The organism is Paenibacillus sp. J22R98, from assembly GCF_059383835.1.
In genome coordinates, this window is record NZ_JBXENW010000001.1 from 56472 (window position 1) to 71947 (window position 15476).

19 protein-coding genes and 1 tRNA gene are annotated in these 15476 nt (G+C 46.4%); 16 read left to right on the plus strand and 4 right to left on the minus strand.

Translation table 11 applies throughout. The annotated features are described in order from the left end of the window. Positions 1-2: 2 nt before the first annotated feature. Genes AC50Y3_RS00265 through AC50Y3_RS00275 form a run of 3 tightly spaced genes read left to right on the plus strand, consistent with a single transcriptional unit; the run spans position 3 to position 1955 of the window. Positions 3-752, plus strand: coding sequence for an MntP/YtaF family protein (locus tag AC50Y3_RS00265; RefSeq protein ID WP_494816780.1), 750 nt, complete (start codon positions 3-5; stop codon positions 750-752). A 28-nt stretch (positions 753-780) separates the two neighbouring features. Then, complete coding sequence (gene coaE, locus AC50Y3_RS00270; RefSeq protein ID WP_494817762.1) at positions 781-1380, plus strand: dephospho-CoA kinase; 600 nt, start codon at positions 781-783, stop codon at positions 1378-1380. After that, on the plus strand, positions 1377-1955 hold the full coding sequence (locus tag AC50Y3_RS00275; protein ID WP_494816781.1) for a lytic transglycosylase domain-containing protein: 579 nt from the start codon (positions 1377-1379) through the stop codon (positions 1953-1955). The genes coaE and AC50Y3_RS00275 overlap by 4 nt, the downstream gene beginning before the upstream one ends. A 61-nt stretch (positions 1956-2016) precedes the next feature. Here AC50Y3_RS00275 and AC50Y3_RS00280 read toward each other — a convergent pair whose 3' ends face one another. Further along, positions 2017-2226, minus strand: a complete 210-nt coding sequence (locus tag AC50Y3_RS00280) for an alpha/beta-type small acid-soluble spore protein (protein ID WP_090981608.1) — start codon at positions 2224-2226, stop codon at positions 2017-2019. A gap of 135 nt (positions 2227-2361) precedes the next feature. Between AC50Y3_RS00280 and nrdR the strand changes: the two genes are divergently transcribed. The 7 genes from nrdR (at position 2362) to AC50Y3_RS00315 (ending at position 7149) form a co-directional block, all read left to right on the plus strand. Continuing rightward, a complete protein-coding gene (gene nrdR / locus AC50Y3_RS00285) occupies positions 2362-2826 on the plus strand; it encodes a transcriptional regulator NrdR (protein WP_494816782.1) in 465 nt (154 codons plus the stop codon). A 208-nt stretch (positions 2827-3034) separates the two neighbouring features. Next, positions 3035-3724, plus strand: a complete 690-nt coding sequence (locus tag AC50Y3_RS00290; protein WP_494816783.1) for a GOLPH3/VPS74 family protein — start codon at positions 3035-3037, stop codon at positions 3722-3724. Between the two features lie 10 nt (positions 3725-3734). After that, a complete protein-coding gene (locus AC50Y3_RS00295) occupies positions 3735-3998 on the plus strand; it encodes a MerR family transcriptional regulator (RefSeq protein WP_494816784.1) in 264 nt (87 codons plus the stop codon). 246 nt (positions 3999-4244) lie between these two features. Beyond that, positions 4245-5258 (plus strand): glycoside hydrolase family 130 protein, encoded by a 1014-nt coding sequence (locus AC50Y3_RS00300; protein ID WP_494816785.1) that lies wholly within the window; start codon positions 4245-4247, stop codon positions 5256-5258. A gap of 202 nt (positions 5259-5460) precedes the next feature. Further along, positions 5461-6093, plus strand: a complete 633-nt coding sequence (locus AC50Y3_RS00305) for a hypothetical protein (RefSeq protein ID WP_494816786.1) — start codon at positions 5461-5463, stop codon at positions 6091-6093. A gap of 99 nt (positions 6094-6192) precedes the next feature. Then, a tRNA-Ala gene (locus AC50Y3_RS00310) sits at positions 6193-6268 on the plus strand. Positions 6269-6435: 167 nt separating this feature from the next. Continuing rightward, positions 6436-7149, plus strand: coding sequence for a hypothetical protein (locus AC50Y3_RS00315; protein ID WP_494816787.1), 714 nt, complete (start codon positions 6436-6438; stop codon positions 7147-7149). Between the two features lie 141 nt (positions 7150-7290). On the opposite strand, the gene AC50Y3_RS00320 is transcribed toward AC50Y3_RS00315, so the two are convergent. From AC50Y3_RS00320 to AC50Y3_RS00330, 3 genes are all read right to left on the minus strand, one after another. Next, positions 7291-8145 (minus strand): carbohydrate ABC transporter permease, encoded by an 855-nt coding sequence (locus AC50Y3_RS00320; RefSeq protein WP_494816788.1) that lies wholly within the window; start codon positions 8143-8145, stop codon positions 7291-7293. Beyond that, positions 8145-9026 (minus strand): carbohydrate ABC transporter permease, encoded by an 882-nt coding sequence (locus AC50Y3_RS00325; protein ID WP_494816789.1) that lies wholly within the window; start codon positions 9024-9026, stop codon positions 8145-8147. The genes AC50Y3_RS00320 and AC50Y3_RS00325 overlap by 1 nt, the downstream gene beginning before the upstream one ends. Before the next feature lie 97 nt (positions 9027-9123). Further along, positions 9124-10440 carry an extracellular solute-binding protein gene (locus AC50Y3_RS00330; protein ID WP_494816790.1) on the minus strand — a complete coding sequence of 439 codons (1317 nt, stop codon included), beginning with the start codon at positions 10438-10440 and terminating at the stop codon, positions 9124-9126. 389 nt (positions 10441-10829) lie between these two features. On the opposite strand from AC50Y3_RS00330, the gene AC50Y3_RS00335 reads away from it, so the two are divergent. From AC50Y3_RS00335 to AC50Y3_RS00360, 6 genes are all read left to right on the plus strand, one after another. Further along, on the plus strand, positions 10830-11225 hold the full coding sequence (locus AC50Y3_RS00335) for a VOC family protein (RefSeq protein WP_494816791.1): 396 nt from the start codon (positions 10830-10832) through the stop codon (positions 11223-11225). A 158-nt stretch (positions 11226-11383) separates the two neighbouring features. Further along, the gene (locus AC50Y3_RS00340; protein WP_494816792.1) at positions 11384-12256 is read left to right on the plus strand and encodes a sigma-70 family RNA polymerase sigma factor; all 873 of its coding nucleotides are present in this window, start codon (positions 11384-11386) and stop codon (positions 12254-12256) included. Between the two features lie 73 nt (positions 12257-12329). Continuing rightward, positions 12330-12785 (plus strand): VOC family protein, encoded by a 456-nt coding sequence (locus AC50Y3_RS00345; protein WP_494816793.1) that lies wholly within the window; start codon positions 12330-12332, stop codon positions 12783-12785. A 168-nt stretch (positions 12786-12953) separates the two neighbouring features. Next, entirely contained in the window at positions 12954-13322 is a 369-nt protein-coding gene (locus AC50Y3_RS00350; RefSeq protein WP_494816794.1) for a DoxX family protein, read from the plus strand. A gap of 151 nt (positions 13323-13473) precedes the next feature. After that, positions 13474-14283: an NAD-dependent epimerase/dehydratase family protein gene (locus tag AC50Y3_RS00355; protein ID WP_494816795.1), complete on the plus strand. Its 810-nt coding sequence runs from the start codon at positions 13474-13476 to the stop codon at positions 14281-14283. A gap of 38 nt (positions 14284-14321) precedes the next feature. Next, positions 14322-15227 (plus strand): aldo/keto reductase, encoded by a 906-nt coding sequence (locus AC50Y3_RS00360; protein ID WP_494816796.1) that lies wholly within the window; start codon positions 14322-14324, stop codon positions 15225-15227. The last annotated feature ends 249 nt before the right edge of the window (positions 15228-15476 follow it).

A 15476-nucleotide genomic window follows, 5' to 3' on the forward strand; every position in this document is an offset into this window, starting at 1 on the left:
AGTTGCTCATTCATGCTGCATCATTGCTGCTGCTTGCTTTTGCCGTTAGCTTGGATGGTTTCGGCGTTGGCGTTACGTACGGCCTTCGGCGCATCCGAATTCCTGTCGCGTCGATCGTAATTATCGCTTTTTGCTCCGGGTTGGTCGTTTGGCTGTCCATGCAAATTGGTTCGCTGCTTACCGGTTATATGTCGCCGGATGTGGCGAAATGGATCGGTGCGGTCCTGCTGATGTTGATTGGCGTTTGGGCGCTCATCCAGTATTGGAAGCGTAGATCCGAAGGGGACTCGGGGGAATCGGATGAAGCCTCTGCTTCATCTGCCTCCGGATCCGCCTCTACCTCCGCCGAGAGCGGTGGTAATGATGGGACCGGCGCTGTCATGGCGGCGGGCAATATTCGGATGGCGGCATCCACGATTGTCATTCTCGAACTGAAACGACTGGGTATTGTCATTCAGATCTTACGTACGCCGCAAATGGCCGACGTGGACCGATCCGGTATCATTTCTGCATCAGAGGCCGTGCTGCTTGGATTCGCGCTGTCGCTCGACAGCTTCGGAGCGGGACTGGGCGCGGCGATGGTTGGTTTCAATCCGCTGTTGACTGCAGTAGTCATTTCCGGGGCAAGCGGGATGTTTCTGCTTGCGGGCATGCGGCTAGGATTCCGGTTCGCAGCCTGGCGCGGTATGCGTGCTTTGTCGGTGCTGCCTGGTATTATGCTGATTGTAATGGGCGTTATGCGTTTAATGTAGGTGTAGGACAGAATTTGAGGTGAACGTATTGATACTGGGATTAACCGGCGGCATCGCTTGTGGTAAGAGCACCGTCAGCGCCATGCTTGTGTCGCATGGCGCCAAGCTGATCGATGCCGACCAGGTCGCCCGGGAGGTCGTACTCCCCGGCGAGCCGGCGCTGGCAGCGATCGTTGCTGAATTCGGACAAGCTGTCTTGCATGAAGACGGCTCGATGAATCGGGCTGAGGTGGGGAAGCTGGTATTCGGCGATCGCGAGCGATTGACGAAGCTGGAAGGCATTCTGCACCCTGCGATTCGAGAGCGAATGTGGGAGCGAATTAACGTCTATGCGGCGGAAGACCCGAATCAATTGATCGTAGCGGATATTCCTTTATTGTATGAAACCGGACAAGCAGCTTTGTATGAAGCTGTTATGGTCGTTTATGTACCGAAGGAAATTCAGATCGAGCGGCTGATGCAGCGGAATTCGCTGACGCGGGAGCAGGCTGAGGAACGTACAGCGCTGCAAATGGATATCGAAGAGAAACGGCGTCTGGCGGATTTCGTCATTGACAACAGGGGAACAATTGCCGAAACCGCACAGCAGGTGGAACAGTTTTGGCGTGGGCAGGGATTGCAGCTATGACGATGAAAAAACTTCGAAGAAGAGTCATTCTCATTATTACATTAGCTTTTGTCGTACTGCTATTCGTTCGGTCGGAGTGGATGAGCCACTGGATGTATCCGGTCCACTTCCGAGAGGATATCGTAATCAGTGCGGATAATTATAAGCTTGAACCACATCTCGTGGCCGCCATCATAAGAGTAGAAACCAATTATAAGACCGGTGTTGTATCGCGTAAAGGCGCTATTGGCGTGATGCAGCTGATGCCGGACACTGCAAACTGGATTATTCAGAAAGGCGGCTTTGGGAAGATTTCGACGGAAGCGATTTCGAATCGAGCAGATGTGAGCATTGAAATCGGGGCTTGGTACCTGAATGCATTAAATCAGCAGTTCGATGGCAATATGTATACTGTGATCGCTGCATACAATGCAGGGCCTGGCAATGTAAGCCGATGGCTTGCCGACGGTACTTGGGATGGCAGGCTGGAGACCGTGGATCAGGTGCCTTTCGGAGAAACAAGACACTATATACAGCGGGTCATTTATTATTATAATAAGTACAAGACCCTTTATCCGAATTTGTTGGAAAGCTAAAAATAACTTTGGCCGGCTGCCCACAGGCAACCAGCCAAAGCTTGGAGATTAGAATCTTCGATTATCGACCTGCAAGAGATTGTTCGGCGATTTGCACGAGTTTACGGGTAATGCTACCCCCGATAGAACCGGCATCCTTCGTTGTGATGTTACCGTAGTATCCATCGGATGGAAGGGAGATACCCAATTCCTGTGCGACCTCATATTTCATTTGGTCTAATGCAGCGCCTGCCTGTGGTACAACCAGTTGACTGCTACCGTTGTTGGCCATTGTCGTTCACCTCCTTGCGGTTGGTAACTGTATTATGTGCGTTAGATCTTTTTTCATTACAGGTAACGATTGGGAAACGATAAATAGCGTGCTATTTCGTATTCACTATGGATGTAGACGGAGGAGCTTTAGACGATGAAATGTCCGTATTGCGATTATGCTGGGACGAAAGTGCTCGATTCCAGACCCGCTAACGAAAATAAATCGATACGCCGTCGCCGTGAATGTGAGAAATGCACGCGGCGGTTCACGACCTTTGAGATGGTGGAAGAAACGCCATTGATCGTCATCAAGAAAGACGGTAGTCGGGAAGAGTTTAGCCGCGACAAAATATTGCGTGGTCTTATCCGTGCATGCGAGAAACGTCCCGTATCCGTGGATCAGCTGGAAATTATCGTATCCGAAGCGGAGAAAGAACTTCGTACGACGGCACAAGCTGAGGTGGAGAGTCGTGAAATTGGCGAGCTCGTCATGTCGCAGTTGTATCCGGTCGATGAAGTGGCTTATGTCCGATTTGCGTCGGTATATCGCCAGTTCAAGGATATCGACATGTTTATGAAGGAATTGAACAGCTTGTTGAACAAGCATCCTTTGAGTTAAGTTGTTATGGGACGAGCATTAGTAACCTGCAGCCGCGATCGTCGTGGTTTGCAGGTTTTTTTGTATTTTGTTATGTCCAACAGGGAGAGGGGGATATTCGGCGTTATGGTTCATGTGGTATATTTTATATAGTAAGTGGTAAGTGGTAAGTGGTAAGTGGTAAGTGGTAAGTAATAAGTAGTAAGTAAACTTTGAGGAGGCGATTCCCATGAATCATGACTATGGACTTGTTGAGCAATTTGCGATCGTTTCCTCAACCCTCCCGGCACATCGGCATTATTCATTTAAACGCAGCTATTTGGAGGTCTATGTGATAGGTGCAGCCCTTATTGAGCTGATGCTGGAAGAGCGGCTGCTCGTGGACGCTAAAGGGTATCTTCGCTTAGTGGATAGCGGCGGAGCACGTTTCAATCCTAACTTCATCCCGCTGGAGGATGGAATATCGAATGCCCGCAGGCCTAAGAAGATGAAGGGCTGGATTGGGTACTTCTACACGTGGTTCAAACCACGCCAAACGATGTTTGGGTCATTGACGAAATCGCTGTTTGACGAAGGGGCGCTTGCAATCGAGAAACGGAAGTTCCTTTACATTTTCCCTTATCATCAATATGTCACTACAGCTGAGCATAAGGATCGTGTGATTCAGCGCTTGCGAGCGGAATTACTGGAGCCTGGTCCCGTTACCAAAGAAACAGCGGTGCTGGCTTTGTTGCTGGAGACCTCGAAGCAGCTCAAGTATTATTTCTCAAGTTATGAGCAAGCTGAGCTAAAGAGAAAGCTCGCTGAGCTGCATGAAACGCAGCGCGAGGAATGGAAAAACATCAAGATGATCCGCAGAGCAATCGAAGAGATGGAAGCTTCTTCATCCACCGGCGCAATTGCCGCTGCCGTGACGTGAGGAGATTGCCATGTCCAGACGCAGAAGCTTAGAGAAAATTATGGCATCCGAACTCGTCACGATCAGCGAGCTTGTCCAGCTGTCCGGTATGCGTTACAGTACGCTGAAATATTATGCGGAAATCGGCTTGCTGCCGTTCGAGCAGTTGGATGTTGGCCTTGTTAGACGATACCCGAGGAAGCCGTCGCTGCAGCGGCTTGAGGAAATTGTCTTATGCAAGGAGCGGGACGGGATGACGATTCAGGAAATTATAGAACACTATCGCGTTCAGTGAGCGTGGCATTGCGGGTGAAAATCGCTGCAGTGTCTTTTTTATAGCTGATTTTGATTGTGAAAGTAGTCAGCTATGATCGTTCGGGCACGTGACAGGGGGAAAAATGTTTGAATAGGGTTTGTTTTGGTTTGAACTTGCCCGAAATCGGTTCACACGGTGGGTTCGGCGTGATATAGTGGGGTGACATTTGCGGTAGGTGGAAGAAGCTATCCGCATTCAGCTCATCATGAAAGAGGTTGATCGAGGATGAAGATTACGCGCTGCGCAGCAAACCCGATCGTCACGCCCGGTCTGTACGACTGGCGCAAAGCGACGGTATTTAACCCGGCTGTTATTATCGAAGGCGATAAATTCTATATGATTGAGCGGACGGCGGGCAGTCTGGACCCGTTTCAATGTTTCTTAGGTTTACTCGAAAGCGATGATGGCATCAACTTCCGACACGTGCAGGAAACGCCGGTTATTCACCCGGAGCAGTTCGGCTTCCCGTATGGCAGTATTCAAGATCCGCGCGTCGTGAAGTTTGACGACACGTACTATATGAATTATGCGCTTCGTCCATGCTCGATGAGCTATTATCCTACAGGTGTAGGTCTTCCAAACAACTCGAAGCCTGATTACCCGAACGGCTGGGGCAAGCCGGAGGATTGGCTGACTCGTTCGTCCATTGCAACCTCGAAGGACCTGATTAACTGGGAGTTCCTATGCGATACAACGCCGCTTGAAATCAATGATCGCGATAATATTTTGTTCCCTGAGAAAATCGGCGGTAAATACGCGCTCCTTCGTCGCCCTGAAGAGTACATCGGCGAAGAGTATGGCACAGAGAAACCCGCCATGTGGATTTCCTATTCCGAGGATATGATCCACTGGGAAGATCCGATCTTGATTGCGCAAGCGGAGCAGGAATGGGAGTTCAAGAAAATCGGAGGTTCCACACCGCCGATTAAAACCGATAAAGGCTGGCTGACGCTCTATCATGGCGTAGATCCGGACCATATTTACCGTGTCGGCGCTATGCTGCTTGATGTGGAGCATCCGGAGAAAGTGGTCGCTCGCGCACCGGGCTTTATTATGGAACCGGAAGAGTATTACGAGAAATTCGGTCTGTTTATCCCGAATGTCGTATTCCCAACTGCAAATGTAGTGAAGGATGGTCTGCTCTATATCTATTATGGCTGCACAGATACCGCGATTGGTCTAGCGACTGTTCCGCTGGATGAGCTGGTAGCGTATATCATTACGGAAAGTAATAAGTAGTTAAAAGAAGTTTCGGGTGACCGGAGCTTCTTATTTTCACTTATTCGATCGTTTTCGTCTATAATTCGTCTATCCAATTGAAAAGAATGTTACAAGCGCTTCACCCTCTGTGGGTGGGCGTTTTTTGTAATAGCGATTTACAAATAGTACGGCTAAATAGGATAATAATTACAGTTGAGTATGATTTGGGGGAAGACTATAAATGAAGAAACTTAAAATGAGTCAAATCATTGAGCTTATCGTGATATCTGCCGTATTGGTTAGCATTACTGTTTTTATAAGTTCTGCCGTGTACGGTGTTGATTACAGCAGGGTCGTTGATTACGGCAGAGTATTTAAGACAGGGAATAGCGCGGATACCGACCAACACACGTTTTACGGCGGACCATTTAACGCAAAGGGCGAGCAACCTATTGATACGCAAAGCGCGATACCCGCCGTTAAGCGAGCTCTTTACAAAACAACCGTAAACGACACGATAACGGAAGTACACGAGGTACTGTTTTCATTATTGGGGTATGGCAAGGATAAGGAGTTTGACTTCTCCGCTAACCGCGAAGACCTGCAGGCCTTGGTTGTAAAGCTCTCGCAGCTGCGCACGCTAAGGAACGACCCGATTAGCGACGATCTAAAAAGCGATTTGGGCAACGTGCAAAGCTTGATAAGCATCGGCATGCGGGACAAAGACATAGCTGCCCTGTTATATGCCCACCGTGTAAGCCACGACCTTAACATCGAGCACAATGGCGCTGCGGACGAGGCCTGGGGCTACGCAGAGGATACGGACGGTTCTAAAGCAGAAGCGATAGAAGTGTACATTAGAAGCCACAAGTAACGACTAAAAGGTATATTTAAACTAGTTAATCACTTGATTATCTCATAAATTCCATGCTATACTGCCTATTGTAGTAACGTTATCGAGCAACATTGACGAGGGGCCTTAGCTCAGCTGGGAGAGCGCATCGCTGGCAGCGATGAGGTCAGGGGTTCGATCCCCCTAGGCTCCACCAAATAATAAACTTCAACGCAACCTATTATAGGTTGCGTTTTTTATTTTGTGAAATGTTAAGCGACAAAAGAACAACCATTTCCGCACGATATCTCGACATACTATTTTTAAAAAGTTTAATAGAATAGGTTCTGTGGCTTAAATACCAACGTCAAAGGAGGAACGTGTTTGGAAAATGATTTAGATCTGAGAAAGATTGCTACACAGATAAGGATAGGTTCCAAGCAAACCTTTTGTGGGTTTACCGATGTCGGTGAGTTTTATCAGCGTAACGTGATACCGACCAAGGTGGAATTTATTAAAAAATGGGATTGGGCAGGGGAATTATTTGAAATTGATTCTCTGAAGATTGAAGTTGAATATCCGGGAAACACAGACGGAGTAGCTCTCAAGGCAACACTGCCGTTTAATCTCAAAGGCGCGCTACCCCGGAAGTACATACTAAGCAGACGTCAAAAAGGCGGATTCATGATTTTCAATGACTGGCATCCGGAAACGCCCATCACGACACTTACCTACCGTTTTTACGCAAACACGGCCAGGTTCAACAAAGGCATGCGTATAAAAGATTATTTAATTCACGTCAGTGCATTTAACCCCAAGTGTCTGGAGGTTGCCAAAAAAAGCATAGGAGTGGAGCCCATTGTATATTTCGTGGTGGACAGAGGATGGTTAGATATACAAAGGCACGAGGAAAGAATGCAGCACTACTACAACCGCAAACGCACACATCCCCTTTGGACGTATGAGCCACCTAATCCAGAACCGGTACCAGAGCCGTCGATCTACATATGCAAGCATGGATGCTCCTACCATTCGAAGCACCGTGGAGCAATGAATTTGCATGAACATAAGCATTGCAAAATGAAAAATAATATATAGTGATTATAAAAGGAGCGAGTCATTCGCTCTTTTTTTGTTGCCAAAAAACTATTGAATTCGATTTTTTCCCTATCAGACAAAAGAAAAGGCATCTGCGGACGTCCGCCCTTTAGGGGAGACGGTCCGCAGACGCCGGACTAATCAGCCTTTAACACCACCAGCGGTTAAACCTTCAATAATTTGTTTTTGCAGGACGGCATAAATAATCATGACCGGCACGATGCTGTATACGATTCCCGCTGACATTTGAGCATAATTCGTGTTATAGATATCGCGGAAACCGACCATCCCGACTGGGAGCGTGCGCAATTCATCTGTGGAGATGAAGAAATTCGCCATTAGAAACTCGTTCCAGTTTCCGATGAAGTTTATGATAAATACGGTTACCAATGCCGGGATTGTAATCGGTAAAATGATTTTAGCGAAAATTCCCTTGGCACTCAAACCATCCATGACGGAGGCTTCTTCGATTTCACTAGGAATAGAGCGCATAAACGCCGACAAAATGATAACCGTAAATGGGATTGCCCCGGCGGTGTAAGGAAGGATTAGTGCCATATGGGTTCCCAAGATGGGTTGACCAAATATCACTAACTTATTCAATAAGATGAAAATCGGCAGAAGTAAGGCGCCGCTCGGAATGAGTAGGCCGATGAGTACGAATTGGTACACCCCTTTGCTCATTTTCGAATATCGCATCCGCGTAATTGCAAATGCGCCCATGGCCGAGAAAATAATCGTCGCGATCGAACATAGCGTTGCGATATACAAACTATTGAAAAAGTAAACGCTGATTTTCGCATTCACCCAAGCTTCATAATAATTTTCAAAATGAAACGTTGAGGGGAAGCCGAATGGATTGCTTGCAATCGCCTGATTATCCGACTTAATGGACGAGAAGAGGACGAACAGAAACGGGTATAGAGTCACGACTAAATAACCTAATAGAATAATATGGGGGATGCTTCTTTTTACGGATCTTAGTGTCATCGTCATTAGTATTCGACCCTTTCGACTCTTCTGGCAATTACAAATTGGTACAATGCTGTAAGAATGAGAGAGAAAATGAAAATCAACACCCCAATGGAGTTGCCGTACCCATATTTCGCATTCGTAATCCCGTATTTAATTAAATAGGTTGCCATTACATCCGTTACGCCGCCCGGGCCGCCATCTGTCATAACGATGATAATATCGGCCGCTTTCATGGCACCGGAGATGGAAAGCATAATGACAACGGAAATGATCGGCATAATAAGCGGCACCGTAATGCGGGTTGCGCGTGTAAAAGCGCTAGCCCCATCGACGATCGCAGCTTCATCTATTTCTCTAGGGATGGACAATATGGCAGCAAGCACCATCACGACATAGAATCCCGTCCACTGCCACGCATTGGTTATCAAGATCGAAAACATGGCCCAGCTGGTGTCGGATAACCACATGACAGGTTGTAATCCCAATTTAGTCAAAACTTGATTGAACAAGCCGATGTCCGGTTCGTAGATGAAACTCCACAAGATGCCGATTACCGCAGTTGACATGACGGATGGGACGAATACAGCCGTTTTATATAAACCCTTTAGTTTCTTTACGTTGCTGATTAAGAGTGAGAAGAAGATAATGACCGGAACTTGCACGAATACCGAGAACAGAATGAATTTACCGTTATTTAAAACGGAGTCCCAAAATAAAACGTCCGCAAAAGCATGCTTAAAGTTTGTCAAACCGTTAAACTTGGCTTCGGTAAGACCGTTCCACTTCATAAAGCCTGTGGTGAAGGCGGAAATCATCGGATAGATGAAAAACATGAGATAGAGGATAAGGAGAGGCAGTAAAAACAGGACATACGTCCATGGATTTCTTAATGTTTTATTCATCGGTTCCTCCGCGATAATCAGACATTGGCTGTGTGAATCGTTCTTATAAAAAAGTACCACCCACTCTGAGGCGGGTGGTACTCTTCTCAATTATCAATTAGAAATCGTCGTTGTTTGCGGCATTCTGCGCTTTTTGAACTGCGTCCAGCATGGCCTTAGGCGTAATTTTCAAGCCAATTAGTTTTTGAATGCCTTCGCTAATCGCGGTATTTACATCCGGTTGTACCAGTGAATCGAATGCCGGGAAAGCGCCGCTTGCTTTGTTCCCCACTTCAATGATTTCTTTCACAAGATTAGAAGCTTTGGCGTTAGCCAATTTGGTGCTGTTTACTTTCATGGAAGGCAAGACGCCGTCTGCTTCCAGTCCGCGAATTTGCATTTCGTCATTGTACATGTTCTTAATGAACGATTTAACAAACGCATATTGTTTTTTGTCATTTTTCACTTTTGCCGAGAACCCGTAACCGTTGGAGAAACCGCCGTTTACTGCAGTTTGGCTGCCTTTGCCGCCAGCAACCGAAGGCACTGGGAAGTAACCGACTTTGTTCGTTAAATCCCCGGCTTGTTTAGGATCCGCGAATACGCTGGAAGCCCATGATCCGTCATACATCATGATCGCTTCACCGCGAACGAGTTGGTTGCGCTGTTCGGCATAATCCAAACCGAGCTCGCCTTGTTTAAAGTAGCCTTTTTTCACCCAATCTTGGTACTTTGTGAAAGCGGCTACCATTGGAGCGCTATTCCATTTGGTTTTACCGGTTGTGAAGCCATTCGTAATATCCGGACCTGCATAACGGGACCACAACGTATTAGCTGTCATTAACGGTACCCATGCGGCTTTGGAAGCTTGAGCAAAAGGCGTTTTCCCGTCTTTTTTGATCGTATCCGCTAATTTCTCAAGCTCGGCCAATGTTTTCGGAACTTTCAAACCATGGGCTTTAAAGTATTCCTTATTATAGAAGTAACCTTCTTGGTAGCCGCCGATAGGCAAGCCGTACACTTTTCCGTTCACTTTAAATTCGTCCAACGAAATGAACTTATTCGACAAGCCAAGCTCTTTCAGAATCGGCGTAAGATCAAGAAGTCTATTTGCTTCAACATACAACTGAGTATCGGCTCCACCGAATAGATCGAAGATCGCAGGAGCTTTGTTGACTACCATTTCAGAGCGTAATTTCTCCTTGCGGTTTACGTCCGAATCTACGCCGTCTAGTTTGTATTTGACGCCTGGCACTTCTTTTGAAACCCTACTCAAGACATCTTTTAGGATATTGAAACGTTGTTGTTTCGCCTCGCCTAATTGCGTATGTCTGATTACGATGGTGTCGGTTTTTGCTGCTGCACCAGCCGTACTTAAGACAGTTGTCGCCCCAAGGACCAAGCTAAGGGATGAGACTAGAAGACGTTTCTTCATGATCGTGGAACCTCCCAATATGATTTATGTACTACTCAAGCATAGGATTATTAGTAAATTCTGGGTAGGGCTACATTTCTATTATTTGAGGATAAATTTGTATAAAGTTGAAAGTCTATAAGGCAATAGGATTGTATGTGTGACTAAGATTCGGTGAAGTTCCGACTAAAGGGCCAAAAATTGTGAACAATCGGAGTCTTTGTATTAATAGAAGGGAATAGTTGCATAACGAAGAAAGGCCTAGTAACCTAGGCAGGCCAATTTCGGACGATGTGACTCCAAAAATCTAACGGCGCGGTAAAAGGTTAAGCTTGTCATTGACAATGGAACGGGCAATTCGTATGATCCAAATAGAATTGCAAAATAATTGCAAATGGGGTCGAATGCGAATGGGGACTGCGGATTGGTCGAAGAAAATTACCGAAATCACATTGTTTGTGGAAGATTTGCATCGGTCGAAGGCATTCTACCGGGAGACGTTTGATCTCGCGATCCTATATGAAGATGATAATTGCGTGGTGTTCGATTATGGCAATACATGCATCAATCTGCTAGAGCAATCGAGTGCCCATGAGTTGATCGAGCCGGCGCAGGTTGGGCATGGCGGAGACGGTGCGCGGTTTCAGTTTACAATCCAAGTATCGGATGTTGACGCGGTATGCGATGAACTGATGGCACGGGGCGTTAAGCTATTGAACGGACCGATAACGCGCCCTTGGGGACGGCGGACGGCATGTTTTGCAGATCCGGACGGGCATTTGTGGGAGATTGCGCAGGTGCTGTAACGGAGCGTAATGATGATTCGAAAACGGCAGAAATGCCGTTTTTTTGTTATTGTTAATAGAACTACGATCATGTCGGTGAGCCAGGAGGGATTTATATCGTAAACGATGAAGAACTTGTCGCGGCCACTATTGATGGGGATGTCCAGGCTTTTGCTATATTGGTTGAGAAATATTCCAATGCGCTTTGTTCCGTTGCTTATGGAGTCATCGGTGATTTTCATATGGCCCAAGATATTGTTCAAGAATCGTTTGTTAAGGCTTACTTCAATCTGCATACGTTAAAAGACGCCGCAAAGGTGGGGAGTTGGCTGTATGCCATTGCTTATCGGCAAAGCGTGGATGTGAAGAGAAAAGCGCAAAAAGCTCAACATGTAGTAGAAGGTACTGCAGGATTAGACCTTCCACCTTCATTCGAAGAGATTGTGGAGAAAAGGGAGATCCAAACGGAAGTGTGGAAAGCGTTAAATGGTCTGGATGAGCGTAATCGGATTATTATGGTTTTATTTCATATAAGCGGTTTCTCTATGGAGAGTATTGGCCAGTTTCTTAATATGTCGATCAGTGCAGTTGAAAGCTGCCATCGAAGAACGCGGAAGCTGTTGAAGCAGGAACTGATGGATGTTTATTTCGATGGAGTAAGAAATCAATATCCGGCTCAAGCCATGAAGTCGAAAGTAACCGCTCGTGTCATAAAAAGGGCGGGCCATTTTTACATACCTGTATCGGACAAAACTCGGGCATCGGCATGGTTTGTTGAACACTTTGGATTATCTTCGGATCGGAATGGGGAACTGATCCTGCCATCCGGACAAATTCTATATTTATTACAGGCTAAACCTTCAGGCGCTGATTCTAACGATGTCTTATCCATGCCTGTATTGTCTTTTGAAGTCGATCATATTAAGGAAGTGTATGAAAGACTTAAGAATAGCGGTATCCTTGTAGATGACCTGGAAACTGTGATGACGGGGCAGCACTTTTTCTTCCAAGACTTGGATCACAACCGCTTTGGTATTTATCAATCCAAATAGTTTTAATTGGAATGACGGAATTTCGAATCGTCGTTCGTCTATTTAATGAAAAATAAAATGGAGGATGATGAGCATGAATGAGGAATTGCTGACATTGCGGGAGAACGAAGAGCAAGAGGTTAAACCGCTTCTGAAACGAGTATCCCATAACTATTTACCTGTTTCTGATTTAAAGAAAGCATTAGCATGGTATATGAAATACCTTGGATTAAAGCATATTAGCGATAATCGTACACCTAGGAACGATGGCGGGATACTTATCCTTGGCAATGGTCAATGGTTGTTTCTGCTGGAGTCCAAAAGCAATAAAAATGCGAATTTTGTTACGGATGATTGGGAAGGCGACGATTATGAAATGTTCTCTCTCACCTTCGAGACAGATGATATTATTACGCTTCATGGGTCCCTTCGAAAGAGCGGAGCGCATGTAGAACCGATCGTTGATCTGGGCGGATGCGGCCTTCAATTTAAGTTTAAAGATCCGGACGGGAATAAATTCAATGTCTGGCAGGACCCTGATAAGGGTTAAGCGGAAAACAAAGGCTCGCCAATGATGGCGGGTTTTTTTTTTTTCGCTTTTTTCTAAACGGCCTTGATTCTAATTAATGCTTTACAGGACACCTAAAGGTGTTATATTATGAATTAGGACACTGATTGGTGTCCGATTAAAAATATGAATAGAGGAAGTGGATTCAACATGCATATACTAGCCATCATTCTTCAAAGCTGGCTGCTATTCTCCATGGCATTCTTTGGTGGAAGCAAGCTTGCAGGAGCCAAGCATCAAGTCGAACTGTTTGATTCTGTGAGACTTCCCCAGTGGTTCCGCGTCATAACGGGCATCGTGCAAATTGCAGCCTGCGTGGGGCTCATTATCGGTTACTGGTCAGCGGGGTATGCCGCATGTGCAGGCATATTGGTCGGCGTTATGATGATCATTGCACTGATCGCGCATTTCAGAGTGAAGCATCCGTTCGCAAAATTGTTCCCGGCGCTATTAAACTTATTGATCGCCGCTGGAGTAGTTATTTTATACGCAGATGATCTGTCCAATCTTTTTGGATAGGCTGTACTTCAAGTCCACGAATTACTTTCGTGGGCTTTTTTCTATAGTAGTACTAACCCAAAGGTAACCTAGTGAAATTAAAGTGCGTACTATTCATTTTTAGTATTGTTGTTTATATTCTTAGTAACGGGCCATAAAGGAGGCGAAATAGTTGAATGTATTGATCACAGGCGCGTCAGGAAGTGTAGGTTCTGGAGCAGCGGAGCAGCTTTCGCAGAAGCATAATGTAAGGTTATCCGATGTGCGAGACTTGGAAACTTCGTTACCCTATTATCAAGCAGATGTCCGGTTGCAGGGGTCCTTGGATTCGGCAATGGAGGGTGTAGATGTAGTCATTCATACTCCGGCCTATCACGGCATTCATATGGGAACGAATTCCGAGAAGGAATTTTATGATTTGAATGTCACCGGGACGTTCGAAATGTTCCAATCAGCTGTCCGAAACAACGTTCGCCGTGTGGTGTGGCTGTCGAGCATGTCGTTTTTCGGAAACGATTTCTACGCCTACACCAAGAAATTGGGAGAGCAATTGTGTCAGTTTTATCATGACCGGCATGGCCTTGAGATTATCATCCTGCGACCTACGGATTTCACACCTTATCGCGATCTGCGACATTATGGCGAACGATTGCTGCATGGCGGCGTCGACCGCCGCGACATCATCGATGCGGTTTGCCTCGCGGTTGAATGTAAGCAAACTTACGGTACGTATCATCTAGTCAGAGAAGATGCATATACGGAAGAGGATGTCCTGGCTTATCCTGATTCTCCGGTACAGGTGCTGGAGAAAGTGTATCCCGGCGCAAGGGCGATAATCGAGAAGTATCAGCTTCATCTGCCTGAGCAAATTATGACATCCGATTTGTCCATAGCTAAAGCCGAACTCGGCTATCATCCTAAATATAACTTCGGGACATTCGTTAAAGAAAATACCAATCAAGGCGTAATCCTGGGCTCATAAATCCGATTTGTACATGATTAGAATTGGAGTGAAAATGGATGCAAAAGAGACAATTGGGACGAACTGGACTGGAAGTTACTTCGCTAGGTTTTGGTGCAATGGAAATCAGGGGACCTCGGATTTGGGGCGGGCGTTCCGTTACGGATTCCGAGGCAGAGAACATCTTGAATGCCGTGCTGGATGCCGGGATCAATTTTATTGATACGGCTTACGATTACGGTTTAAGCGAAGAGTACATCGGCCGGTTTATCAGCCAGCGGCGCAGCGAGTATTTCTTAGCAACCAAATGCGGCTGCACGGTTGTTGATGCAGGCGATCATGATGAGACGCCGCATGTATGGACAAGAGATAATCTTCTGCGCAATCTAGATGTCAGCTTACGAAGAATGAAGACCGATTATATCGACCTCATGCAGCTTCATAATCCGACAATCGAACAAACCGATGAAGGACAATTGATTGATGTGCTGAAAGAAATTCAAGCCACGGGCAAAGTGCGGTGGATCGGAATTTCTTCGACGCTTCCCCACATCACGAAGTATATCGAAACCGGCGTATTCGACAGCTTCCAAATCCCTTACTCTGCACTAGAGCGTGATCACGAAAATGTGATTACGGCAGCAGCCCATTCAGGTGCAGGTACCATCATCCGCGGCGGCGTTGGACGCGGTGAGCCGGGAGTAGGCTTAGGTAGCGGCGATCGATGGGCTGCCTGGGAAACGGCCAAGCTCGATGAATTGTTGGAGGAAGGCGAAAGCCGCACAGCATTCCTGCTGCGGTTTACTTTAAGTCACCCTGACTTGACGACAACGATTGTCGGGACCAAGAGTCCGGAGCATTTGCTGGAAAACATAAAGATTGCCCAGAAAGGCGTACTTTCAGCTGATGTTTACGGGGAAGCCAAGCGGCGCCTCCTTGAAGCAGGTCAGTCTCCGAAAGCCTAGCTGAGCAAAGTAAACCGAAGGAGCGTCCACTTGTGGACGCTTTTTGTTATGATGTGCGCACATTGCCGAATATTGGCGGTCAGCAATGTCGATTTATATCGCTTGTTATCGAATGGTGGAAACTAGAAAATTTATCTCTTATTTTCCAAAATTCCATCTTGTAATCGCTTCCAACTGTAATTATAATGAAGGCGCAGTCTTCCTTAAACGTTTCGGATGAACTGCAAATCATTATTCATCAAGAAAGGA